Below are 22,429 nucleotides of genomic sequence, written 5' to 3' on the forward strand. Positions count from 1 at the left end.
GCCGTTGCAATGAGCGCCGGCGAATGCCTTGGAGTATAGAGGGCATGGATGGAGCGCAAGCCGTAGTGGCACATTGGTGCCAAACATTTTGACATTAGCCTGATAGCGATTAGTGCTAATGCTCAGGCGATTTGCTTCTGAGGCGTCTCGAACGCGGGTTGCAGGGCCGGCAAGCCAAAAGCGGCACGGGCCGCGTCGCAATCGGGATTGGCCAGGCCATCGACCCAGGAAGCGTCGAATTCCCGGCAGGTACTGGAGCGCTTTTCGTAAATCGAGCATTGCACCGTACTGCCTACGTCTCCGACCAGGCTGGTGCAGCGCACGGGTTTACAGCCGGTGCCGAGCATCGCGACCCGACTGGGGCTGATCTGCTCGACAAGCTCATCGGGTACCGTCCCCCCGGACGAGGCGCATTCACCCCAGAAAAATGACACGCGAAAATGAGAACAGCAGGCACCGCAATTCAGACACGGACTGGCTTCGGACATGGGCGATTATCTAAGGAGGAGTGGAGACACAGGGGGGGAAACAAGGCCGCTATTCTAGGCTTCGCCAACGGCTTGGGAAGGGGGGCTCAAAGGTATTTTTCATCGGTCGGACGGACTGCGAAATACCGGCCCTGTGAAAGCTCCTACAGGTTGCGTCCCATGGGTTGGTATCAGCCTGGCGAATAATGAAAGACAGGTGCGGTCGGCCTGTCTAGATTGCAAAGTCCGGGGGCAGTGACGCCCCAAAAACAATAAAAGAGACGGACCCATGCAGAACTCGACCCAAGCGGCCAATGCCTGGCGCATTCTGTTCCTGTTGTTCCTGGCCAACCTGTTCAATTTTTTCGACCGCACCATCCCGGCCATCATCATCGAGCCTATTCGCATGGAATGGCACCTCAGTGATTTCCAGTTGGGGATCATCGGGACGGCATTCACCATCGTCTACGCCATTGCCGGCTTGCCGCTGGGGCGCATGGCCGATACCGGTTCGAGGAGCAAACTGATGGGCTGGGGGCTGGCGGTGTGGAGCGGGTTGACCGCCGTCAACGGCATGGTGGGCAGTTTCTGGAGCTTCCTGATCGTGCGCATGGGCATCGGCATTGGCGAGGCCAGCTACGCGCCAGCCGCCAACTCGCTGATCGGCGACTTGTTTCCGGCTCACCGCCGGGCGCGGGCCATGGGGATCTTCATGTTGGGGCTGCCATTGGGGTTGTTGTTGGCGTTCTTCACCATTGGCGCGATGGTCAAGGCCTTCGATAGCTGGCGCGCGCCGTTCTTTATCGCGGCGGTGCCCGGGCTGATCCTGGCGATCTTCATGTTTTTCATCAAGGAACCCAAGCGCGGCGCCGCCGAGAGCGTTCAGGTCTCGCAGGAAAAGATCGATCGGCCGATCCGGCGGGTACTGGCTGTGCCAACCTTCCTGTGGCTGGTGATGGCCGGCCTGTGTTTCAACTTCGCCACCTATGCCTGCAACTCGTTTCTGGTGCCGATGCTGCAACGCTACTTCCTCATGCCGTTGCAGGATGCCGCGGTCGCCACCGGGGTTATTGTCGGTGTGACCGGGTTGGTCGGCCTGACCCTCGGAGGCTGGATTGCGGACAAGATTCACCAGCGGGTCGCCAACGGGAGGCTGTTGTTTGCCGCCTTCAGCCTGGTCATTTCGACGGTTTGTACCGCTTGGGCGCTGCATTCCGGGCGAATCGAGATCGGTGTTTTCGTCGCCGTGTTCGGTCTCGGTTGGCTGTTCGCCTACAACTTCTATACCTGCGTTTATACGGCGATTCAGGATGTAGTCGAGCCGCGTCTGCGGGCGACTGCCATGGCGTTGTTCTTCGCCGGGTTGTATCTGTTGGGCGGTGGTCTTGGGCCGGTAGTGGTCGGCGCGTTGTCCGATCACTTCGCCCACACGGCGATGCTCGCGGCGGGTGCCGAACAGATGACTGAAGCGTTCAAGGCCGTCGGTCTGCACGATGCGATGTACCTGATTCCGGTGGCACTGTTGTTCACCGTGGTGTTTCTGTTCCTGGCTTCGCGGTGTTTCGTGCGCGATACCAAGCGGATGAAGGCAGGGTTGGTTGGCGTGGTCGAGCCAGAGGTTGCAGCGGCGACTGCATGATTGCTATCGCCAGCAGGCTGGCTCCCACATTGGATCTCCAGTGTGAACACAACCCCTGTGGGAGCTAGCCTGCTAGCGATGAGGCCATCGGCATCACCACAAAAGTCAGATAAAAAGAAGGCCCGCATCACTGCGGGCCTTCTTTTTAAGCAGGGTGGAGCAGGGGACTTAACCCGCCACCAACACCCGAATCGCTTCCAGTCGCAGCGCAGCCTTGTCGAGCATGGCCAGACCTTGCTCGCGTTGTTTGCGCAGGGCCACCAGTTCGCTGTCGCGCACGGTCGGGTTGACCGCTTGCAAGGCGGTCAGGCGCGCCAGTTCTTCGTCGGTATCGGCGGCCAGGCGACGCTGCGCCTCGGCGACGCGTTCTGTGTGGCGCGGCAGGATCTTCGCTTCTCCGGCGTTGATCCGTGGCGTCAGTTGGTCACGCTGGGCCTGGATGAACTTGTTGGCGCTGGCACGCGGTACGCTTTCGAGCTGGTCGTTCAAGGTCTCGAACGACACGCGGGCCGACAGGTCGTTGCCGTTGGTGTCCAGCAGGCAGCGCAGGGCGGCCGGCGGCAGGTAGCGGCCCAGTTGCAGCGAGCGCGGAGCAACCACTTCGCTGACATACAGCAGTTCCAGCAACACGGTGCCAGGTTTCAGCGCCTTGTTCTTGATCAACGCCACGGCGGTGTTGCCCATGGAACCGGACAGCACCAGGTCCATGCCGCCCTGAACCATCGGGTGTTCCCAAGTGATGAACTGCATGTCTTCGCGAGACAGCGCCTGGTTACGGTCGTAAGTGATGGTCACGCCTTCGTCGTCGCCCAGCGGGAAGCTGGCGTCGAGCATTTTTTCGCTCGGCTTGAGGATCAGCGCGTTTTCCGAATGGTCTTCGCTATCGATGCCGAAGGCGTCGAACAGGGTTTCCATGTAGATCGGCAAGGCGAACTGATCGTCTTGTTCAAGGATTTCTTCAACCAACGCGTCGCCTTCACCCGCGCCACCGGAGTTCAGCTCCAGCAAACGGTCACGGCCGGTGTGTAACTCAGCCTCAAGACGCTCACGCTCGGTGCGGGCTTCGTCGATCAGCGCTTGCCACTCGCCATCGTCGGCTTCTTCGAGCAGCGGCAGCAGGCGCGGGCCGAACTGGTGCTGCAAGGCGTTGCCGGTCGGGCAGGTATTGAGGAATGCGTTCAGCGCTTCGTGGTACCACTGGAACAGGCGCTCTTGCGGGCTGGTTTCCAGGTACGGCACGTGCAGCTCGATGATGTGCTTCTGGCCGATCCGGTCCAGACGACCGATGCGTTGTTCCAGCAGGTCCGGGTGGGACGGCAGGTCGAACAGCACCAGGTGATGGGAGAACTGGAAATTGCGGCCTTCACTGCCGATTTCCGAGCAGATCAGCACTTGCGCGCCAAACTCTTCGTCGGCGAAGTAGGCGGCGGCGCGGTCACGCTCGAGGATGTTCATGCCTTCGTGGAACACCGTGGCCGGGATGCCGGAACGCACGCGCAGGGCGTCTTCCAGGTCCATGGCGGTTTCGGCGTGGGCGCAGATCACCAGTACTTTGGTGCGCTTGAGCATCTTCAGCTGGTCGATCAGCCACTCGACGCGCGGGTCGAACTTCCACCAGCGTTCTTCTTCGCTGGCGTCCGGTTGGGCCTGGAAGCTGACTTCCGGGTACAACTCGGCGTGATCGCCCAATGGCAGTTCGAGGTATTCGTCCGGGCACGGCAGCGGGTACGGGTGCAGCTTGCGCTCCGGGAACCCCTGCACGGCGGCGCGGGTGTTACGGAACAGCACGCGGCCGGTGCCGTGGCGGTCCAGCAGCTCGCGCACCAGGCGCGCGCTGGCTTCGGTGTCGCCATCGTTGACGGCGGCCAGCAGGGCTTCGCCTTCGTTGCCGAGGAAGCCGTGAATGGTCTTGTGGGCTTGCGGCGACAGGCGCCCCTTGTCCAGTAATTCCTGAACGGCTTCAGCCACGGGGCGATAGTTTTCGCTCTCGGCGCGGAAGGCTTGCAGGTCGTGGAAGCGGTTCGGGTCGAGCAGGCGCAGACGGGCGAAGTGGCTGTCCTGGCCCAGTTGTTCCGGGGTGGCGGTCAACAGCAACACGCCGGGAATGGTTTCGGCGAGTTGCTCGACCAGGGAATACTCGGGGCTGACCTGATCTTCGTGCCACACCAGGTGGTGAGCTTCGTCGACCACCATCAAGTCCCAGCCCGCCGCGAACAGCGCGTCCTGGGCTTTTTCGTCGTCCACCAGCCACTCAAGCGCGACCAGCGCGAGCTGGGTGTCTTCGAAGGGGTTGCTGGCATCGCTTTCGATGAAGCGCTCTTCGTCGAACAGCGCGACCTGCAGGTTGAAGCGGCGGCGCATCTCTACCAGCCACTGGTGCTGCAGGTTCTCCGGAACCAGGATCAGCACGCGGTTGGCGCGGCCCGAGAGCAACTGGCGATGGATCACCAAACCGGCTTCGATGGTTTTGCCCAGGCCCACTTCGTCCGCCAGCAGAACCCGCGGTGCAATGCGGTCGGCGACTTCGCGGGCGATGTGCAACTGGTGCGCGATCGGTTGCGCACGCACGCCGCCCAGGCCCCAGAGTGCGGATTGCAACTGGCGACTGGTGTGTTCGAGCGTGTTGTAACGCAGGGAGAACCAGGCCAGCGGGTCGATCTGCCCGGCGAACAAGCGGTCGCTGGCCAGACGGAACTGGATGAAGTTCGACAGCTGGGTTTCCGGCAGGGTGACCACTTCGTTCTGCCCGTTGAGGCCGTGGTAAACCAGCAGGCCATCGACATCGTCGACTTCGCGAACGGTCAGCTTCCAGCCTTCGAAGTGAGTGATGGAGTCACCGGGCGAAAACCGCACGCGGGTGAGGGGCGCATTCCTTAGCGCGTACTGGCGAGTCTCGCCAGTGGCCGGATAGAGCACGGTCAACAAGCGGCCGTCCTGTGCCAGAACGGTGCCTAAACCCAGCTCGGCTTCGCTGTCACTGATCCAGCGTTGCCCCGGTTGATACTGCTGCGCCATGCTGCCTGACTCCCACCTGAAAAAGCGGGCTATCTTAACGGAATGAGGGCTTCAGGGCCAAAGGACTCTCAGAAAAACTCACAGTCATACGTTAGCCCACCTGTGAATGACGCGCCGCCCGGTGCACTAATGAGTGCCAAATGAGTCACAGTTTGCGACCGATGGCTCAAGTCGCCATCCCCGCAGCCGACAGCCTGCTGACAGGAGACTGAAAACATGCTGCCACCGATGCTCCCCTTGAGTGCCGTGCCGATCACTTCACAGACCGACCCGATCCGCCAGCGTCCGGATATTCCTCCGGTGGTGCCGGTGCAGGAAAGCTCCAGTGAAAGCACCATCGACCTGCAAAAGCGCAATCCCGAAGAGGACGGGTTGGTGCTGCGCGAGGAGCAGCGCCGCAAGCAGGAGCAGGAACGACGTCGCCGCGAGGCTGATGATGACGCCGAGTCTCACCTGGCGATTCCCGGGGATGAGCTCAATGCCGACAACACCGTGCCGGTGGCGCCACTGATGACAGATCAGCCACGGCAGGGGCTGTGGGTCGATATCGAGATTTGAGCGCAGGCTGGTCAGCACGGCCGTCAGGCCGCATTATTGGCGCAGGGTTGCCGAACGCTACGGCGGCTGACACTCATTTCAAGCGATGCACTGACCGCCATGAGCCAAGACGACAAACTGATTGACCTCAATGCTGAACGCGCCAAGCGTGTTCATGACCTCAATGACAAGCGGCTCAATGAAGTTCGCCAGGCGTTCGAGCAGGCCATGCCGTTGGGCAAAGCCAAAAAAAAGCCGAAGAGCAAACCGAAAAAGCGCTGAAATCCCCCGCATTCATTGATGCGGGTCAAACTTCTCCCTTCCTCTTGCCCAGTCTCGGGCGACATTGATCCCGGTCAATATTCTCTCCTGTCCGTTTGGTTAACTTAGCCCTATCGCAACAGGGCAGGTACAGGAGACGCGTCATGTTTTTCGACAACGTGGTGATCGCCGGGGTGCTGACTGTCAGCCTCATGTTTGTATTTTTTGCAGGGTTCGGACTTTTTATCTGGAAGGATTCGCACAAGCGGAAATAACCGTAGTTCTTTCTGGATGTAATGAGCACGCAAGGCATTTTGGGCAACTTCGGTTGCCCTTTTTTTTGCCTGCGAAAAACTATCGGTAAACACGTAACCCTGTAGGAGCGAGCTCTGCTCGCGATGGACGCCAACGATGACGCGGGCTGCCTGAATGTACGCGTTGTCCTTGCGGTCATCGCGAGCAGAGCTCGCTCCTACAGTGATTTTTTGCGATTGGCAGCAATAAAAAAGGCGCGTTCCTTGCGGAGCGCGCCTTTTTGGGTTTGGCTGCTTATCAGCTGCCAAGGGCCTTCGAGGCCAGCCAGAACAACCCGGCCGACAGGGCCACGGTGGCTGGCAGGGTCAATACCCAGGCCAGCAGGATGGTTCTGACGGTGCCGCTTTGCAGGCCGCTTTTGTTGGCGACCATGGTGCCCGCCACGCCGGAGGACAGCACGTGGGTGGTGGAAACCGGCAGGCTGAAGATGTTGGCCATGCCGATCAGGGTGGCGGTGGTGATCTGCGCCGACATGCCCTGGGAGTAGGTCATGCCTTGCTTGCCGATCTTCTCGCCAATGGTCAGTACCACGCGTTTCCAGCCGACCATGGTGCCCAGGCCCAAGGCCAGTGCAACCGCCAGGATCACCCAGAAAGGAGCGTATTCGGTGGTGGTGGTCAGGTCCTTGCGCAACTTGTCCAGGTCAGCCTTTTCACGGGCCCCGAGCGTTGGCAACTTGCTGACTTTCTTCGCCGTGTCGTCCAGGCAGAGCAGGTAGCGACGTACTTCGATGCGGCTTTCCGACGGCAGCGAGTGGTAGTCGGCTACACCCTTGAGGGTGCCGAGCAGGGCAGTGATGGTCGGTTCGGTCTGTTGCGGGTTGCAACGGAATTTCTCCGGCAGATCGCCTTCCACGCTCTTGCCCAGGGCCAGGAACTCACCCAGGGTTTCAGAGTTACGCTGGTAGAACTGGCTCAGGTGCAGCGTGGCGTCGCGAGTCCGCTCGATCTGATAGGTCGTACTGTTCAGGTCGAGGACGAACTGCGCTGGCACGATACCGATCAGGACCAGCATGATCAGGCCGATACCTTTCTGGCCATCGTTGGAGCCGTGCACGAAACTCACGGCCATGGCCGAGATCACCAGTACCAGGCGATTCCAGAATGGCGGGTGTTTCTTGTCGTCGATCTTGCGGCGCTGTTCCGGCGTCTTGTGCATCTTCGACAGCGGACGCCACCATTTAAGGCCGATCAGGATCAACGCGGCGATCAGGAAGCCGGCCATTGGCGAGAACACCAGCGAGGCGCCGATATCGATCGCTTTCTGCCAGTTCACACCGTCAGCCAGCGGAATATCGTTGATCAGGGCGTTGGCCAGGCCGACACCGAGGATCGAACCGATCAGCGTGTGGGAGCTGGACGCGGGGATACCGAAGTACCAGGTGCCCAGGTTCCAGGTAATGGCGGCGGCGAGCAACGAGAACACCATGGCCAGCCCGTGACCGGTGTTCACATTGATCAGCAGTTCCACCGGCAGCAGGTGGACGATGGCATATGCCACGCCGACCCCGCCCAGCAGTACGCCGAGGAAGTTGAACACACCGGAGAAGAACACCGCCAGATGAGGCGGCATGGCTTTGGTGTAGATAACGGTCGCCACCGCGTTAGCGGTGTCATGAAAGCCGTTGATGAACTCGAAGGCGAGGACAAAGGCCAGGGCGAGCAAGAGGCTCACAAGCACCCAAGCATCCAGTCCGCTGAATAAATCGATCATGAAGGTTTTCTGACCCGGTCATAAGGGGGCGCGATTATGCCAGAAAAGACTGCTAATCAATGCACTAGCTGCTCATCGGTAACATTCTTCAACGAATTTTTTTGCCGCAGCACCTGAAAACCCACGGTTTTGCTGTGTTTTTTAAGTCATTGATTTAATTAAAAAAAGAGGCTGTCACAAAACCTTCGCGGCCCGGTAAGAGGGGCTTGAATGGCTGTGAGAAAAATCTGAGAAATAGGTCAGATACCGGAAATCTGTCGGATTCGGCGACGGTGATGGCCGCTGCCCGCTCGTAGCGGGCGCGAAAGGCAGCATCAATACATCCCGCTTTTAACGGGTGCAGAGGCAGGCCTTTGTAAGGATCAGGCCGAAGCAGTCACGGCTCTTCGGCTTTGAGTTCCTTTTCCATTTTTTGAAGTTCCTGCTGGAAAACCTGATCCTGAACGGTGGCGCGTTTACGCCAGGGTTTGCGTTCCGGTTCGGGTTGAGCGGCGTAAGTGGTGACTTCTCCGCCGTAAACTTCCTTGTAACGTTGTTCCTGGCGCTCTAGTTCCGCGCGCAGTTCGTCTTTCGTCACAGTGCTACCTGATTGAGTGGGGATAAATTCTGGTGAAAACGCGCTGCATCAAATCGGTTGATCACATTCGTCGAATGGGCAATGCCCGTCAAGGCATCGTTTTTGGCAACAACGTGATCAATACTTCCATGTCACAGGCGGCCACGGCACCAGAGATAAACAGCTGACGTAGCTTCAGTTTCCTGTTTCGGCAAGCGCATCGGCAAGGCTGTGCAATGCGGATCTGGCGCTTGCAGCGGGCAACGGTGATGGAACATCGCATTGCCGGGCAGCGGGTTCGGCAAGTAAAAAACCGAAGCGCTACTGAATTGTATTATAGCGGCCGATTTGAAGAACACTATCTCCAAAGAGTTAAAAGTTGTTCTTGGTGTGTGACCGTTTTGTTGCTCGATACTTTGCGATTAACTAGAACGTCGACTGATACCAGATCGCCGCGATGCCTTTCTGACGCCATTAAGTCAGGCAAGTTACGGCAATTGGATTGCCCCTTAAGTCCTGTGTCGAGTCGGCGTAAACATGAGGGGCGCAAATCAGCGAAAACCGGACATCAGCGCACCGGAGGGGATTTACACGACAGATTGCGATTATCGGTCGAGCGTTCGATAATCGCACGGAGTTGACGGGGCGGGCTTGAGCGTCAGGCGCCAGCCCTTTGTAATAGTCGCCGATCCGAATGGGTAAAAGGACCTTGTATGAACGATCAATTGCGCAATTCCTTCGCTTCAGTGGCTCCTCCCATCGTGGCCTCGCCAGCCAAACGGATCCAGGCACTGACCGGCGACCCGGATTTCATGACGTCCCTGGCTCGTGGCCTGGCCGTGGTGCAAGCGTTCCAGGAGCGCAAACGGCACCTGACCATCGCTCAGATCAGCCACCGCACGGAAATTCCCCGCGCCGCCGTGCGCCGTTGCCTGCACACCCTGATCAAGCTCGGCTACGCCACCACCGACGGCCGCACCTATTCGTTGCTGCCCAAAGTGCTGACCCTCGGCCATGCCTATGTGTCCTCGACGCCGCTGGCGGTTTCCGCCCAGCCGTACCTGGACCGTATGAGCGAGCAACTGCACGAGGCCTGCAATATGGCCACGCTGGAGGGTGATGACATTCTGTACATCGCCCGCTCCGCAACCACCCAGCGCCTGATTTCGGTGGACCTGTCGGTGGGCGGGCGCTTGCCGGCCTATTGCACGTCGATGGGGCGGATTCTGCTGGCCGCGCTGGATGACACGTCGCTGGGCGAATACCTCGATCACGCCGAATTGCAGGCCAAGACCAGCCGTACGATCCACACCCCCGAGGCATTGCTCGAATGCCTGCAAGAGGTGCGACAGCAAGGCTGGTGCATAGTCGATCAGGAACTCGAGCAAGGGCTGCGTTCGATTGCTGTCCCGGTGTACGACGCTTCCGGCCAGGTGGTTGCGGCCCTCAATGTCAGCACCCACGCCGGGCGAGTCAGCCGCAATGAGCTGGAACAGCGTTTTCTGCCCGGCCTGCTGAGTGCCAGTCGCGACCTGAGCACCCAGCTGTTCACTTAAGGTGTTCGATAAACGCACAGAGTCGCGCTGGGTGAATTGACGCTGTTTCCTCCGGATCATTACTGTCGCGGCTTCGTCAGCATCTGCTGACACCGTTCGACTGCGATCCGTGGAATAAAAATAATGAACCAGCCTCAGTCTGCTGTAGGAAACTGCCTCGACGTGCAGTCCTTCATCAATGCCCAACCCATTTCGCGCTATCAGTGGCGCGTGGTGATCCTGTGTTTCCTGATTGTCTTCCTCGATGGCCTCGACACTGCGGCCATGGGCTTCATCGCCCCGGCCCTGTCCCAGGACTGGGGTATCGACCGCGCCAGTCTCGGTCCGGTAATGAGTGCGGCATTGATCGGCATGGTCTTCGGCGCACTGGGCTCCGGTCCTCTGGCTGACCGCTTCGGGCGAAAAGTCGTACTGGTCGGTGCGGTGCTGTTGTTCGGCGCCTTCAGCCTGGCCTCGGCCTACAGCAGCAATGTCGATCAGTTGCTGGTGTTGCGCTTCCTGACCGGCCTGGGTCTGGGTGCCGGCATGCCGAACGCCACGACCTTGCTGTCGGAGTACACCCCGGAGCGCAAGAAGTCCCTGCTGGTGACCAGCATGTTCTGCGGCTTCAACCTCGGCATGGCCGGCGGTGGATTTATCTCGGCCAAGCTCATTCCGGCCTTTGGCTGGCATAGCCTGCTGCTGATCGGTGGGATTCTGCCGTTGATCCTCGCCGTCGTTTTGCTGCTCTGGCTACCGGAGTCGGCGCGTTACCTTGTGGTGCGCAACCGCGGTACGGACAAAGTGCGCAAGGCACTGGCGCCGATTGACCCGACGGTGGTGGCCCAGGCGTCGAGCTTCAGCGTCCCGGAACAGAAAACCGTGAAGGCGCGCAATGTGTTCGCGGTGATTTTCTCCGGCACCTACAGCACCGGCACCTTGCTGCTGTGGCTGACCTACTTCATGGGCCTGGTGATCGTCTACCTGCTGACCAGCTGGCTGCCGACCCTGATGCGTGACAGTGGCGCGAGCATGGAGCAGGCGGCCTTCATCGGCGCGCTGTTCCAGTTGGGTGGCGTGCTGAGTGCGGTGGGCGTGGGCTGGGCAATGGACCGGTTCAATCCGCACAAGGTCATCGGTACTTTCTACCTGCTGGCCGGGGTGTTTGCCTACGCGGTAGGGCAGAGCCTGGGCAACATCACAATCCTGGCGACCCTGGTACTGGTGGCCGGGATGTGTGTCAACGGTGCTCAATCGGCGATGCCGTCACTGGCGGCGCGGTTCTATCCGACTCAAGGGCGGGCCACCGGGGTGTCGTGGATGCTCGGCATCGGCCGCTTCGGCGCCATCCTTGGTGCCTGGATGGGCGCGACGCTGCTGGGGCTGGGCTGGAACTTCGAGCAAGTGCTGACGGCGCTGGTGATTCCGGCGGCACTGGCGACGACAGCGGTGGTGATCAAGGGCATGGTCAGTCATGCGGATGCGACCTGAGGCCACCAGCCAGATTCCTTAGTGAATGTGCGGGTCTCTTCGCGAGCAGGCTCGCTCCCACCGGTGATCGCATTCCTCTGTGGGAGCGAGCCTGCTCGCGAAGCTTTTGGGGATCGGTAGCCAAGTAACAATATGTTCGATAATCGAACGCTTAGTCGATTATCGGATTGTTTGGCGTTTTGCACGGGCTTAATCTTCAGTCATTCCGGCGCTGCGCATCGGCGCCTTCTTCCACTGTCGGTTAACAATAAACGGGAGCCTGCCCTAATGGCTGAAATCCTTTCGCTGCACGACGCGGTGAAGCAATTCGTAAACGACGGCGATACGGTCGCGCTCGAAGGCTTTACTCACCTGATCCCGACGGCGGCGGGTCACGAAATCATTCGCCAGGGCAAGAAAGACCTGACCCTGGTGCGGATGACCCCTGACTTGATCTACGACCAGTTGATCGGTGCCGGTTGTGCCCGCAAGCTGATTTTCTCCTGGGGTGGTAACCCTGGCGTAGGTTCTCTGCACCGTCTGCGTGACGCCGTCGAGAAACAGTGGCCCCACGCGCTGGAGATCGAAGAACACAGCCACGCCGACCTGGCCAACGCCTACGTTGCCGGTGCTTCCGGCCTGCCGTTCGCGGTACTGCGTGCTTACGCCGGTTCCGACCTGCCGAAGGTCAACCCGCTGATCAAATCGGTTACCTGCCCGTTCACAGGCGAAGTGTTGGCCGCCGTGCCTTCAGTGCGCCCGGACATTACCGTGATTCACGCGCAGAAAGCCGACCGCAAGGGCAACGTGCTGCTCTGGGGCATCCTCGGCGTGCAGAAAGAAGCCGCACTGGCCGCCAAGCGTTGCATCGTCACCGTTGAGGAAATCGTCGACGACCTCAATGCACCGATGAACTCCTGTGTATTGCCAACCTGGGCCCTGAGCGCGGTTTGCCACGTACCTGGCGGCGCGCATCCGTCCTACGCCCATGGTTACAACGAGCGCGACAACCGCTTCTACCAGGCCTGGGACCCGATTGCCCGCGACCGTGAAACCTTCACCGCGTGGATCAACGAATACATCCACGGCAGCGCTGACTTCAGCGAGTTCCAGGCCAAACTGGCCGCCGCTTCGGAGGCGAAGTAATGACTTACACCACCAATGAAATGATGACCGTCGCTGCCGCTCGCCGTCTGAAGAACGGTTCGGTGTGCTTCGTCGGTATCGGCCTGCCGTCGAAAGCGGCCAACCTGGCGCGCCTGACTTCTTCGCCTGATGTCGTCCTGATCTACGAATCGGGTCCGATCGGTGCCAAGCCAAGTGTATTGCCACTGTCGATCGGTGACGGTGAGTTGGCGGAAACCGCCGACACCGTGGTCCCGACCGGCGAGATTTTCCGCTACTGGCTGCAGGGCGGACGCATTGACGTCGGTTTCCTCGGCGCGGCGCAGGTCGACCGTTTCGGCAACATCAACACCACCGTGGTGGGTGATTACCACGCGCCGAAAGTCCGTCTGCCGGGTGCCGGTGGCGCGCCGGAGATTGCCGGTTCCGCCAAGAGCGTATTAATTATCCTCAAGCAGTCGTCGCGCTCCTTTGTCGACAAACTCGACTTCATTACCTCGGTCGGTCACGGTGAGGGTGGCGATTCGCGCAAGCGTCTTGGCCTGCCAGGCGCCGGTCCGGTAGGGATCATCACCGACCTGTGCATCATGGAACCGGAGGAGGGCACCCACGAATTCGTGGTCACCGCACTGCACCCGGGCGTGACCCGCGAGCAAGTGGTCGCCGCCACCGGTTGGGCGATTCGTTTTGCCGACAACGTTGAGCAAACCGTTGAGCCAACAGAAGTCGAACTGACCGCATTGCGTGATCTCGAAGCCCGCACTGCTGCCGCCCACGGCCAAGCCCCCGGAGAAGCGTGATGCGTGACGTTTATATCTGCGACGCGATTCGTACCCCCATCGGCCGTTTCGGCGGTGGCCTGTCGACGGTTCGCGCCGACGACCTGGCCGCCGTGCCGATCAAGGCCTTGATGGAGCGTAACCCCTCGATGGACTGGAACGCGGTGGACGAGGTGTTCCTCGGCTGCGCCAACCAGGCCGGTGAAGACAACCGCAACGTTGCACGTATGGCGCTGTTGCTGGCCGGTCTGCCGGAAACCATTCCTGGCGTGACCCTCAACCGCCTCTGCGCGTCGGGCATGGATGCCATCGGCACCGCGTTCCGCGCCATCGCCAGCGGCGAAATGGAGCTGACGATCGCCGGCGGCGTCGAGTCGATGTCCCGCGCACCGTTCGTGATGGGCAAGGCTGACGCGGCGTTTTCGCGCAACATGAAGCTCGAAGACACCACCATCGGCTGGCGCTTCATCAACCCGTTGATGAAAGCCCAGTACGGCGTGGATGCGATGCCGCAGACCGCTGACAACGTGGCCGACGATTACAAGGTGTCCCGCGCCGATCAGGACGCGTTCGCCCTGCGCAGTCAACAACGCACGGCCGCCGCGCAAGCTGCCGGGTACTTCGCCGAAGAAATCGTTGAAGTGCGCATTGCCCACAAGAAGGGTGAAATCGTGGTCAGCCAGGACGAGCATCCTCGCGCCGACACCACCCTGGAAGCCCTGATCAAACTCAAACCGGTCAACGGTCCCGACAAAACCGTCACCGCCGGCAATGCCTCCGGTGTGAACGACGGTGCTGCCGCGTTGATCCTGGCTTCGGCCGAAGCGGTGAAGAAACACGGTCTGACTGCCCGCGCCAAAGTGCTCGGCATGGCCAGCGCCGGTGTTGCTCCGCGTGTAATGGGCATCGGCCCGGTGCCGGCGGTGCGTAAACTGATCGAACGCCTCGGTGTGGCGGTCAGCGATTTCGACGTGATCGAACTCAACGAAGCCTTCGCAAGCCAGGGCCTGGCGGTGCTGCGTGAACTGGGGATCGCCGACGACGCGGTCCAGGTCAACCCGAACGGTGGCGCCATTGCCTTGGGCCATCCATTGGGCATGAGCGGCGCACGACTGGTGTTGACCGCATTGCATCAGCTGGAAAAAACCGGCGGCAAGAAAGGTCTGGCGACCATGTGCGTTGGTGTTGGCCAAGGTCTGGCTTTGGCGATCGAACGGGTCTGACCCACCCTGTCGGCTAATAAGAACTGAGGAAAGTGTAATGACTGACAAGCCTGGTTACCGTCGCCCGCAGGCGGGCACTCAGCCGGAATACCTGCACCCGACCTATCAATCCACCAACCTGCGCTCGCCGTCGAAACCGTTGGTATTGCTGCCCCATTCGTTGTCGGAAATTACCGGTCCGACCATCGGCGCCGAGCGTGTCAACGAGAAGGACAGCGACCTGACCGCCCAGCACGAGGGGCAGCCACAGGGTGAGCGCATCATCATCCACGGCCGCGTGCTGGATGAAAACGGTCTGCCGGTGCCGGGGATTCTGGTGGAGATCTGGCAGGCCAACGCCGCTGGTCGCTACGCTCATGCCCGCGACCTGCACGATGCACCGCTGGACCCGAATTTCACCGGCACTGGCCGCACCGTGACCGACGCCGATGGCTGGTATCAGTTCCAGACCATCAAACCCGGTGCGTACCCGTGGGGTAACCACCACAACGCTTGGCGCCCGGCGCACATTCACTTCTCGTTGTTCGGGCCGAGCATCCTCACGCGCCTTGTGACGCAGATGTATTTCCCGGGCGACCCGCTGCTGGCGTACGACCCGATCTACAACTGCGTGCCCGATACCAGCGCCAAGGAGCGCTTGATCGCCAGCTTCGACCTGGAAAAAACCATCCCTTCCTATGCCCTCGGTTATCGTTGGGACATCGTTTTGCGCGGCCGCGACGCCACGCCGATGGAGAAATAAGATGACGCTGACTGCGACCACGTCCCACACCGTCGGGCCGTACTACCACATCGGCCTGACCTGGCTGAACCGCGAAAACCTGACCGTCGAGCAAACCCTGGGCGAACGCGTGGCGATCACCGGGCAAGTGGTCGACGGCAATGGCGACATCGTCAACGACGCGATGCTGGAAGTCTGGCAGGCCAACGCCGCCGGCAAGTATGACCACCCGGAAGACGACCAGGACAAACCCCTGGACCCGAATTTCGAAGGCTTTGGCCGGGTGCCGGTGGATGCCGAAGGGCGTTTCCGTTTCACCACCATCAAGCCCGGTACGGTCGAGGGGCTCAAAGGCACGACCCAGGCACCGCACCTGGTGGTGCTGGTGTTTGCCCGTGGCCTGGTCAAGCACTTGCTGACGCGGATTTACTTTGATGGCGAAGTCGCCAACGTCAACGATCCGTTGCTGGAGTGCGTGCCGGCCGAGCGCCGCAGTACGCTGCTGGCCAGGCAGGATGCGTCGGGTGTGTACCAGTGGAATGTGATTCTGCAGGGTACCGATGCCGAGACGGTGTTCTTCGATTATTGAGTGAACACTGTTCACCTGTAGGCGCGAGCCTGCTCGCGATGGCGTCGGTACATTCACCGTCGATGTCGTCTGACACACTGCTATCGCGAGCAGGCTCGCTCCTACAGGGGGTACGAATCGCGGATGTATCTGTGGAACGGGAGTGTTGCAAAGTGTGTCTAGACTATCTCTGTCCCCATTGAGTGAAAAAACAATGACAACACCCACAGCACCTATAGCTCTTTATACCGGCGAAGAACGCAACAAGCGGATCTTCGCCATTGTCGGTGCCTCGTCCGGCAACCTGGTCGAATGGTTCGACTTCTACGTCTACGCCTTCTGTGCGATCTATTTCGCACCGGCCTTTTTCCCGTCCGATAACCCTACGGTACAGTTGGTCAACACCGCTGGCGTATTCGCCGCCGGGTTCCTGATGCGACCGATTGGTGGCTGGATTTTCGGACGGCTGGCGGACAAGCACGGACGCAAGAATTCGATGTTGATCTCGATTCTGATGATGTGCTTCGGCTCGCTGCTGATCGCCTGCCTGCCGACCTACAACAGCATCGGGGTCTGGGCGCCGATCCTGCTGCTGTTCGCCCGTTTGCTGCAAGGCTTGTCGGTGGGCGGTGAGTACGGCACGACCGCGACCTACATGAGCGAAGTGGCGCTCAAGGGCCAGCGCGGATTCTTCGCCTCGTTCCAGTACGTGACCCTGATCGGCGGCCAGTTGCTCGCGGTGTCGCTGGTGGTGATCCTGCAACAGTTCCTCACCGAAGATGACCTGCGTGCCTACGGCTGGCGGATACCCTTCGTGGTGGGTGCCATGGCGGCGCTGGTTTCGCTGTATCTGCGCCGTTCGCTGAAAGAAACCACCAGCAAGGAAATGCGCGAAAACAAGGATGCCGGCAGCATCAGCGCCCTGTTTCGCGACCATAAAGCCGCGTTCATCACTGTACTCGGTTACACCGCCGGCGGTTCGCTGATTTTCTACACCTTCACCACGTACATGCAGAAGTACCTGGTGAACACCGCCGGCATGCCGGCCAAGACCGCCAGCTACATCATGACCGGCGCGCTGTTCCTCTATATGTGCATGCAGCCGGTTTTCGGCATGCTCGCCGACAAGATCGGCCGGCGTAACTCGATGCTCTGGTTCGGCGCCCTCGGCACGCTGTGCACCGTGCCGATCCTGTTGAGCCTGAAAAGCGTGACCAGTCCGTTTCTGGCCTTCGTGCTGATTACCCTGGCGCTGTCGATCGTCAGTTTCTACACCTCGATCAGCGGTCTGGTGAAAGCCGAGATGTTCCCGCCTGAGGTGCGTGCACTGGGTGTCGGCCTGGCATACGCGGTGGCGAATGCGATCTTCGGGGGTTCGGCGGAGTATGTGGCCTTGAGCCTCAAGGCCGTGGGCATGGAAAACTCCTTTTACTGGTACGTGACGGTGATGATGGCGATCGCGTTCCTGTTCAGCCTGCGTCTGCCGAAACAGGCGAAGTATCTGCATCACGATCTTTGATCTTCACACGCGGGCCGCAAAGGCCCGCGTCTTCAGGAACTGTTTATGAACCAGCGACCGGGCAATCAATTGTTCGATGCCTATTTCACGGCCCGCGATATGCGTGAGGTGTTCTGCGATCAGGGCCGGGTCCAGGCCATGCTCGATTTCGAAGCGGCACTGGCCCGGGCCGAAGCGCAGGCAGGGTTGATTCCGTCGAGTGTTGTCGCGCCGATTGAAGCGGCTTGCCGCGCCGGACTTTATGACTTTGCAGCGTTGGGCGAGGCGATTGCCACGGCGGGTAATTCGGCCATTCCGTTGGTCAAGGCGCTGGGCAAACAGATCGCGGCCACCGATGCCGAAGCCGAGCGCTATGTGCATCTGGGCGCGACCAGCCAGGACGTGATGGACAGCGGCCTGGTGCTGCAACTACGCCGCGCTCTGGAACTGATCGAAGGCGACCTGGCACAACTGGGACAGACCCTCGCGTCCCAGGCCCGGCGCTACGCGATCACGCCATTGGCCGGACGTACCTGGCTGCAGCATGCGACACCGGTCACCCTCGGCATGAAGATCGCCGGTTGGCTGGGGGCGGTGACCCGCAGTCGCCAACGCTTGGCCGAACTCAAGCCACGCCTGTTGGTGCTGCAATTCGGCGGTGCTTCCGGAACCCTTGCGGCCCTTGGCGAACAGGCCATGCCGATTGCCCAGGCGCTGGCCGGAGAGCTGCAACTGACCTTGCCCGATCAGCCGTGGCACACCCAGCGCGATCGCGTGGTGGAGTTCGGTGCCGTGCTCGGCCTGATCGCCGGCAGTCTCGGCAAACTCGGTCGCGATATCAGCCTGTTGATGCAGACCGAGGCCGCGGAAGTGTTCGAACCCTCGGCGCCGGGCAAGGGCGGTTCCTCGACCATGCCGCACAAACGCAATCCGGTGGGCGCGGCGGTGTTGATCGGCGCGGCGACGCGTGTACCTGGTTTGCTCTCGACGCTGTTCAGCGCCATGCCCCAGGAACACGAGCGCAGTCTCGGTCTATGGCATGCCGAGTGGGAAACCCTGCCGGAGATTTGCTGCCTGGTGTCCGGCAGCCTGCAGCAAGTATTGTTGATCGCCAAAGGGCTGGAGGTGGATGCCGAGCGCATGGCTCGCAACCTCGATTTGACCCAGGGCCTGGTGCTCGCCGAAGCGGTGAGCATCGTTCTCGCGCAACGGGTCGGACGCGATGCCGCGCACCATCTGTTGGAACAATGCTGCAAACGTGCCGTGGCCGAACAGCGTCACCTGCGCGCGGTCCTCGGCGACGAACCGCAAGTGACCGCCGAGCTTTCGGCGGCTGAACTCGATCATCTGCTGGACCCCGCTCACTATCTCGGTCAGGCCAAAACCTGGGTCGAGCGCGCGGTGGCTGAACATTCTGCATTGATTGCCTGAAGGAGACTTGCTGTGGCATTTGTACAACTCGCCGAGGGCGAACTGCATTACCAACTCGATGGGCCGGTCGACGCGCCGGTGCTGGTGCTGTCCAACTCCCTGGGCACTGACCTGCACATGTGGGACGCGCAGATTCCGGCGTTCACCAAGCATTTTCGCGTTCTGCGTTTCGACACCCGTGGTCACGGCCAATCGCTGGTGACGACTGGCCCGTACAGCATCGAGCAACTGGGCCGCGACGTGCTGGCGCTGCTGGATGCGTTGCACATCGAGCGCGCGCATTTCTGCGGATTGTCCATGGGCGGGTTGATCGGCCAGTGGCTGGGCATCAATGCCGGCGATCGCCTGAACAAGCTGATCGTGTGCAACACCGCAGCGAAAATCGGCGATCCGTCGGTGTGGAACCCGCGCATTGAAATGGTGCTGCGCGATGGTCAGGCGGCCATGGTTGCCCTGCGCGATGCGTCGATTGCCCGCTGGTTCACCCCGGACTTCTCCGAAGCCAACCCGGCGGCGGCCAAGCAGATTACCGACATGCTCGCGGCCACTTCTCCAGAAGGCTATGCGGCCAACTGCGCGGCGGTGCGTGACGCCGATTTCCGCGATCAGTTGTCTGCGATCAAGGTGCCGTTGCTGGTCATCGCTGGCACCGAAGACGCCGTGACGCCACCGTCCGGCGGGCATTTCATTCAGGAACATGTTCCGGGCGCCGAGTACGCCGAGTTCTATGCCGCGCATTTGTCCAACGTCCAGGCCGGTAATGCGTTCAGCGAGCGCGTGCTGGCGTTTCTGTCGGCTGATTGAGGGTATTCCCGTGGATGAGAAACAACGTTACGACGAGGGGATGGAAGTCCGTCGCGCGGTCCTCGGCGACGCCCACGTCGACCGCAGCCTGACTACCCTGACCGAGTTCAACTCGGAGTTCCAGGAGATGATCACCCGCCACGCCTGGGGTGACATCTGGACCCGCCCGGGCCTGCCGCGCCACACCCGCAGCCTGATCACCATCGCCATGCTGATCGGCATGAACCGCGAGGGCGAACTCAGACTGCACCTGCGCGCCGCCGCCAACAACGGCGTCAGCCGTGGCGAGATCAAGGAAGTGATCATGCAGAGTGCAATCTACTGCGGGATTCCGGCGGCCAATGCGACATTCCATCTGGCGGAGTCGGTGTGGGATGAGTTGGGGGTTGAGTCGCGGGAGTAAGCGGTAACGCCGTACAACCTGTGGGAGCGAGCTTGCTCGCGATGAGGGCGTGTCAGTCAACATATGTGTCGTCTGACAGTCCGCCATCGCGAGCAAGCTCGCTCCCACATTTTTTTGTGTTTACAGCAGGCTGATCGGATAGCTGATGATCACGCGGTTCTCATCGAACTCATTGTTGCTGTAGTCGCGGCGCATGGTCGAATTGCGCCATTTCAGGTTCAGGTCTTTCAGCGCACCGCTCTGCACGGTGTAGCCCAGTTCACTTTCGCGCCCCCATTCCTTGCCATCGGTGATGCTGCCGGTGTGCACATTGTCACCGCTGATGTAGCGGTTCATCAGGGTCAGGCCCGGTACACCCAGGGCGGCGAAGTTGTAGTCGTGGCGTACTTGCCAGGATTTCTCCCGGGCATTGTCATAGCTGGAGTTGTAGCTGTCGTTGGCCAGGGTACCGCCGCTGGTGCCGTTGACCCGCATCCAGGCATTGTCACCAGTGAGTTTTTGCAGGCCGACGTAGAAGGTGTTGCCGCCGTATTTGGCCGAGAACAAACCGTACATTGTCTTGTTGTCCAACTCGCCTGCCCGGGCGCTGCCGTCATCCTTGCCGTAGAAGAAACCCAGGTTGGCGCCCAGGGTCCAGTCGCCAAGCGGCTGGCTGTGGATCAGGTTGATGAATTGCTGGCTGTAGATGTCCTTGAGCTCGGCGTTCCACAGACCGATCTGGGTGCGCTTGTCATTGAACACGTACTCGCCGCCCTGAAAGTTGAAACGATCGGAGGTGAATGCGGCTTTGCCGGTCATCGACATGTCGTCCATGCTGCTGTCGTCGCGCGGGCTGTTCTGGCGGAACTGGCCGCCGTAGAGCGTCAGGCCTGCGATTTCCTTCGAGGTGATCTGGCCGCCTCGGAAGGTTTGCGGCAACGAGCGACCATCGTCGGAACGCAGGATTGGCAGCACCGGCATCCATTCGCCGACTTTGACTTCGGTCTGCGACAGCTTGGCCTTGAACGCCACGTTGGTACGGCCAAAATTGTCTGCCGGGCGACCGTCATGATCCAGCGGCAGCAGTTGTGTACCACCGGTGCCTTTGCCGCCGTCGAGCTTCACCGAATACAAACCGAGCACATCCATGCCGAACCCGACGGTGCCCTGGGTGAACCCGGACTTGGCGTCGAGGATAAAACTCTGCGTCCACTCTTCAGCCTTGCCCTGGGCCTTGGTCGGGTTGGTGAAGTTGCGGTTGATGTAGAAATTGCGCAGGTTCAGGTTGACCTTGGCCCCTTCGACAAAACCCGACTCCTCGGCGCTGGCGGGCAGGGCCGCGCTGGCCAGGGCGGCGGCGATCAGGCTGGGAACGAAATACTGCGCGGTGGAAGACGTCATGAGCTCGGGTCTCTCTAATTCTTGGGGATGAAGCGGGGTGATGCCGCAACCCGGGGTTGCAGACGAATATTCGAAATCAGCACAAAACAAAGCGGGTCAGCCGGAGAGGGCAGGGCGCGGGGGCATGGTGTCGAACCTGTTGTTATTGGTTTTGTGGTTCGGATGGTGCGTGGAATGTACTGGATGGTTCAATCGTAAAAAGCGGGATTTGGGCGATTATCGAACAGAACTAAGTGTGTTGGCTCATTGATAATGAAAGAACGAGCAGCAAAATTCTCCAAGCTAGTAAAAAAGTCTATTGATGTCTAGCTGTCAGTTATGACAGTTGTTTGGATGAGTTGTCGAGTGTAGCGTCTTGTTTGAACGAGGAATAACTTGCAGTTCGTTTCATTGATAAATTCGAAGGAGTAATGATCATGAGCAAGGGTGGCGAAAACCAGGTTTCTTTTTCAGATACGAAAAAAGAGGCAATAAAAGTAGTTGAGGGCGCAGAGGGGCATATCACTCTGGAAGTTCATAGGGATGGAGAGGTGCAAAAGCTCGAGACCACGTGGTTCAACTTTTATATTGAGAGTTGGCGCACAGTAATCGAAGCATTTTTCGGTGAGGATACTGGTGTGCGTGTGCCTGCGGTCATGTTGCTCGCTGAAAAGGCATTGAAAGTTGGTACGTATGAAATCAAGAACCCCTTTGATAACCCTCCAGCAGTCGTGGCTATCTACGGTAAAGGGCGGCCTGGAGCTGTTTCAGGTGATGGCTGGGGTAAAGGGAAACTAATCATTTCTGAAGTTTCTTCGGCACCGTCGGGGCAATCTATTAAAGGCTCATTCGAGTTTCTCTACCACGATGCCGAGGGGGTGCTAGTTAAGGTTGTGACTAAAGAGTTTTGGGCAAAAAACAACGGTTAATCGTTTTTAAATATGCGAGAAAAAATCGCTCGTTCGCAGGTGTCTATGAGCGCGTTTAAGTTTTATCTTGTCTGAAAACAA

The 22,429-nt window shown here is 60.0% G+C and carries 21 protein-coding genes; 16 read left to right on the top strand and 5 right to left on the bottom strand.

Features of this window, described 5'->3' with window-relative positions; translation table 11 throughout:
- Nucleotides 1–122: 122 nt before the first annotated feature.
- The gene (locus ACM6J5_RS19840) at nt 123–488 is read right to left on the bottom strand and encodes a YkgJ family cysteine cluster protein (protein WP_046043993.1); all 366 of its coding nucleotides are present in this window, start codon (nt 486–488) and stop codon (nt 123–125) included.
- Between the two features lie 268 nt (nt 489–756).
- On the opposite strand from ACM6J5_RS19840, the gene ACM6J5_RS19845 reads away from it, so the two are divergent.
- Complete coding sequence (locus ACM6J5_RS19845; protein ID WP_095945391.1) at nt 757–2,106, top strand: spinster family MFS transporter; 1,350 nt, start codon at nt 757–759, stop codon at nt 2,104–2,106.
- A 168-nt stretch (nt 2,107–2,274) separates the two neighbouring features.
- Here the strand turns inward: ACM6J5_RS19845 and rapA are convergent, their stop codons facing one another.
- Nucleotides 2,275–5,121 carry an RNA polymerase-associated protein RapA gene (rapA, locus tag ACM6J5_RS19850; protein ID WP_095945392.1) on the bottom strand — a complete coding sequence of 949 codons (2,847 nt, stop codon included), beginning with the start codon at nt 5,119–5,121 and terminating at the stop codon, nt 2,275–2,277.
- A gap of 216 nt (nt 5,122–5,337) precedes the next feature.
- On the opposite strand from rapA, the gene ACM6J5_RS19855 reads away from it, so the two are divergent.
- The 3 genes from ACM6J5_RS19855 (at nt 5,338) to ccoM (ending at nt 6,194) form a co-directional block, all read left to right on the top strand.
- A complete protein-coding gene (locus ACM6J5_RS19855; RefSeq protein ID WP_095945393.1) occupies nt 5,338–5,679 on the top strand; it encodes an aspartate-semialdehyde dehydrogenase in 342 nt (113 codons plus the stop codon).
- Between the two features lie 99 nt (nt 5,680–5,778).
- The gene (locus ACM6J5_RS19860; protein WP_095945394.1) at nt 5,779–5,940 is read left to right on the top strand and encodes a hypothetical protein; all 162 of its coding nucleotides are present in this window, start codon (nt 5,779–5,781) and stop codon (nt 5,938–5,940) included.
- Between the two features lie 143 nt (nt 5,941–6,083).
- A complete protein-coding gene (ccoM, locus tag ACM6J5_RS19865) occupies nt 6,084–6,194 on the top strand; it encodes a cytochrome c oxidase subunit CcoM (RefSeq protein WP_007976669.1) in 111 nt (36 codons plus the stop codon).
- A 277-nt stretch (nt 6,195–6,471) separates the two neighbouring features.
- Here ccoM and ACM6J5_RS19870 read toward each other — a convergent pair whose 3' ends face one another.
- On the bottom strand, nt 6,472–7,947 hold the full coding sequence (locus ACM6J5_RS19870; protein WP_095945395.1) for an inorganic phosphate transporter: 1,476 nt from the start codon (nt 7,945–7,947) through the stop codon (nt 6,472–6,474).
- 376 nt (nt 7,948–8,323) lie between these two features.
- Nucleotides 8,324–8,524, bottom strand: a complete 201-nt coding sequence (locus ACM6J5_RS19875) for a hypothetical protein (protein WP_007986337.1) — start codon at nt 8,522–8,524, stop codon at nt 8,324–8,326.
- 692 nt (nt 8,525–9,216) lie between these two features.
- Between ACM6J5_RS19875 and pcaR the strand changes: the two genes are divergently transcribed.
- The 11 genes from pcaR (at nt 9,217) to pcaC (ending at nt 20,060) form a co-directional block, all read left to right on the top strand.
- On the top strand, nt 9,217–10,059 hold the full coding sequence (pcaR, locus tag ACM6J5_RS19880) for a pca regulon transcriptional regulator PcaR (protein WP_095945396.1): 843 nt from the start codon (nt 9,217–9,219) through the stop codon (nt 10,057–10,059).
- Between the two features lie 123 nt (nt 10,060–10,182).
- Nucleotides 10,183–11,529: an MFS transporter gene (locus ACM6J5_RS19885; protein ID WP_095945397.1), complete on the top strand. Its 1,347-nt coding sequence runs from the start codon at nt 10,183–10,185 to the stop codon at nt 11,527–11,529.
- Nucleotides 11,530–11,796: 267 nt separating this feature from the next.
- Nucleotides 11,797–12,654 carry a CoA transferase subunit A gene (locus ACM6J5_RS19890; RefSeq protein ID WP_008054173.1) on the top strand — a complete coding sequence of 286 codons (858 nt, stop codon included), beginning with the start codon at nt 11,797–11,799 and terminating at the stop codon, nt 12,652–12,654.
- Nucleotides 12,654–13,433, top strand: a complete 780-nt coding sequence (locus ACM6J5_RS19895) for a CoA-transferase subunit beta (protein WP_414929189.1) — start codon at nt 12,654–12,656, stop codon at nt 13,431–13,433. The genes ACM6J5_RS19890 and ACM6J5_RS19895 overlap by 1 nt, the downstream gene beginning before the upstream one ends.
- On the top strand, nt 13,430–14,635 hold the full coding sequence (gene pcaF, locus ACM6J5_RS19900; RefSeq protein WP_414929190.1) for a 3-oxoadipyl-CoA thiolase: 1,206 nt from the start codon (nt 13,430–13,432) through the stop codon (nt 14,633–14,635). The genes ACM6J5_RS19895 and pcaF overlap by 4 nt, the downstream gene beginning before the upstream one ends.
- Nucleotides 14,636–14,672: 37 nt before the next feature.
- Complete coding sequence (gene pcaH, locus ACM6J5_RS19905) at nt 14,673–15,377, top strand: protocatechuate 3,4-dioxygenase subunit beta (protein WP_414929191.1); 705 nt, start codon at nt 14,673–14,675, stop codon at nt 15,375–15,377.
- Between the two features lies 1 nt (nt 15,378).
- Nucleotides 15,379–15,945, top strand: a complete 567-nt coding sequence (gene pcaG / locus ACM6J5_RS19910) for a protocatechuate 3,4-dioxygenase subunit alpha (RefSeq protein WP_095945401.1) — start codon at nt 15,379–15,381, stop codon at nt 15,943–15,945.
- 193 nt (nt 15,946–16,138) lie between these two features.
- Complete coding sequence (locus tag ACM6J5_RS19915) at nt 16,139–17,443, top strand: MFS family transporter (protein WP_095945402.1); 1,305 nt, start codon at nt 16,139–16,141, stop codon at nt 17,441–17,443.
- A gap of 45 nt (nt 17,444–17,488) precedes the next feature.
- A complete protein-coding gene (locus ACM6J5_RS19920; protein WP_414929192.1) occupies nt 17,489–18,853 on the top strand; it encodes a 3-carboxy-cis,cis-muconate cycloisomerase in 1,365 nt (454 codons plus the stop codon).
- A 12-nt stretch (nt 18,854–18,865) separates the two neighbouring features.
- Complete coding sequence (pcaD, locus tag ACM6J5_RS19925) at nt 18,866–19,657, top strand: 3-oxoadipate enol-lactonase (protein ID WP_414929193.1); 792 nt, start codon at nt 18,866–18,868, stop codon at nt 19,655–19,657.
- A gap of 10 nt (nt 19,658–19,667) precedes the next feature.
- The gene (gene pcaC, locus ACM6J5_RS19930; RefSeq protein ID WP_150673117.1) at nt 19,668–20,060 is read left to right on the top strand and encodes a 4-carboxymuconolactone decarboxylase; all 393 of its coding nucleotides are present in this window, start codon (nt 19,668–19,670) and stop codon (nt 20,058–20,060) included.
- A gap of 120 nt (nt 20,061–20,180) precedes the next feature.
- On the opposite strand, the gene ACM6J5_RS19935 is transcribed toward pcaC, so the two are convergent.
- Nucleotides 20,181–21,440 (bottom strand): OprD family porin, encoded by a 1,260-nt coding sequence (locus ACM6J5_RS19935; RefSeq protein WP_414929194.1) that lies wholly within the window; start codon nt 21,438–21,440, stop codon nt 20,181–20,183.
- Nucleotides 21,441–21,856: 416 nt separating this feature from the next.
- Here ACM6J5_RS19935 and ACM6J5_RS19940 point away from each other — a divergent pair, with 416 nt between their 5' ends.
- Nucleotides 21,857–22,348, top strand: coding sequence for a hypothetical protein (locus ACM6J5_RS19940; protein ID WP_150673115.1), 492 nt, complete (start codon nt 21,857–21,859; stop codon nt 22,346–22,348).
- Nucleotides 22,349–22,429: the final 81 nt, after the last annotated feature.

Source organism: Pseudomonas sp. IT-P74 (genome assembly GCF_949768175.1).
In the GTDB taxonomy this organism is placed as follows: domain Bacteria; phylum Pseudomonadota; class Gammaproteobacteria; order Pseudomonadales; family Pseudomonadaceae; genus Aquipseudomonas.

Bases quoted from the DNA above. Each gene is read 5' to 3' on its own strand.
- ACM6J5_RS19845 (WP_095945391.1), top strand. From the start codon at position 757: ATGCAGAACTCGACCCAAGCGGCCAATGCCTGGCGCATTCTGTTCCTG.
- ACM6J5_RS19940 (WP_150673115.1), top strand. From the start codon at position 21,857: ATGAGCAAGGGTGGCGAAAACCAGGTTTCTTTTTCAGATACGAAAAAA.
- ACM6J5_RS19885 (WP_095945397.1), top strand. From the start codon at position 10,183: ATGAACCAGCCTCAGTCTGCTGTAGGAAACTGCCTCGACGTGCAGTCC.
- pcaG (WP_095945401.1), top strand. From the start codon at position 15,379: ATGACGCTGACTGCGACCACGTCCCACACCGTCGGGCCGTACTACCAC.
- rapA (WP_095945392.1), bottom strand. From the start codon at position 5,121: ATGGCGCAGCAGTATCAACCGGGGCAACGCTGGATCAGTGACAGCGAA.
- ACM6J5_RS19870 (WP_095945395.1), bottom strand. From the start codon at position 7,947: ATGATCGATTTATTCAGCGGACTGGATGCTTGGGTGCTTGTGAGCCTC.
- ACM6J5_RS19920 (WP_414929192.1), top strand. From the start codon at position 17,489: ATGAACCAGCGACCGGGCAATCAATTGTTCGATGCCTATTTCACGGCC.
- pcaR (WP_095945396.1), top strand. From the start codon at position 9,217: ATGAACGATCAATTGCGCAATTCCTTCGCTTCAGTGGCTCCTCCCATC.
- ACM6J5_RS19915 (WP_095945402.1), top strand. From the start codon at position 16,139: ATGACAACACCCACAGCACCTATAGCTCTTTATACCGGCGAAGAACGC.
- ACM6J5_RS19840 (WP_046043993.1), bottom strand. From the start codon at position 488: ATGTCCGAAGCCAGTCCGTGTCTGAATTGCGGTGCCTGCTGTTCTCAT.
- ACM6J5_RS19890 (WP_008054173.1), top strand. From the start codon at position 11,797: ATGGCTGAAATCCTTTCGCTGCACGACGCGGTGAAGCAATTCGTAAAC.
- ACM6J5_RS19935 (WP_414929194.1), bottom strand. From the start codon at position 21,440: ATGACGTCTTCCACCGCGCAGTATTTCGTTCCCAGCCTGATCGCCGCC.
- ACM6J5_RS19855 (WP_095945393.1), top strand. From the start codon at position 5,338: ATGCTGCCACCGATGCTCCCCTTGAGTGCCGTGCCGATCACTTCACAG.
- ACM6J5_RS19895 (WP_414929189.1), top strand. From the start codon at position 12,654: ATGACTTACACCACCAATGAAATGATGACCGTCGCTGCCGCTCGCCGT.
- ACM6J5_RS19860 (WP_095945394.1), top strand. From the start codon at position 5,779: ATGAGCCAAGACGACAAACTGATTGACCTCAATGCTGAACGCGCCAAG.
- pcaH (WP_414929191.1), top strand. From the start codon at position 14,673: ATGACTGACAAGCCTGGTTACCGTCGCCCGCAGGCGGGCACTCAGCCG.
- ccoM (WP_007976669.1), top strand. From the start codon at position 6,084: ATGTTTTTCGACAACGTGGTGATCGCCGGGGTGCTGACTGTCAGCCTC.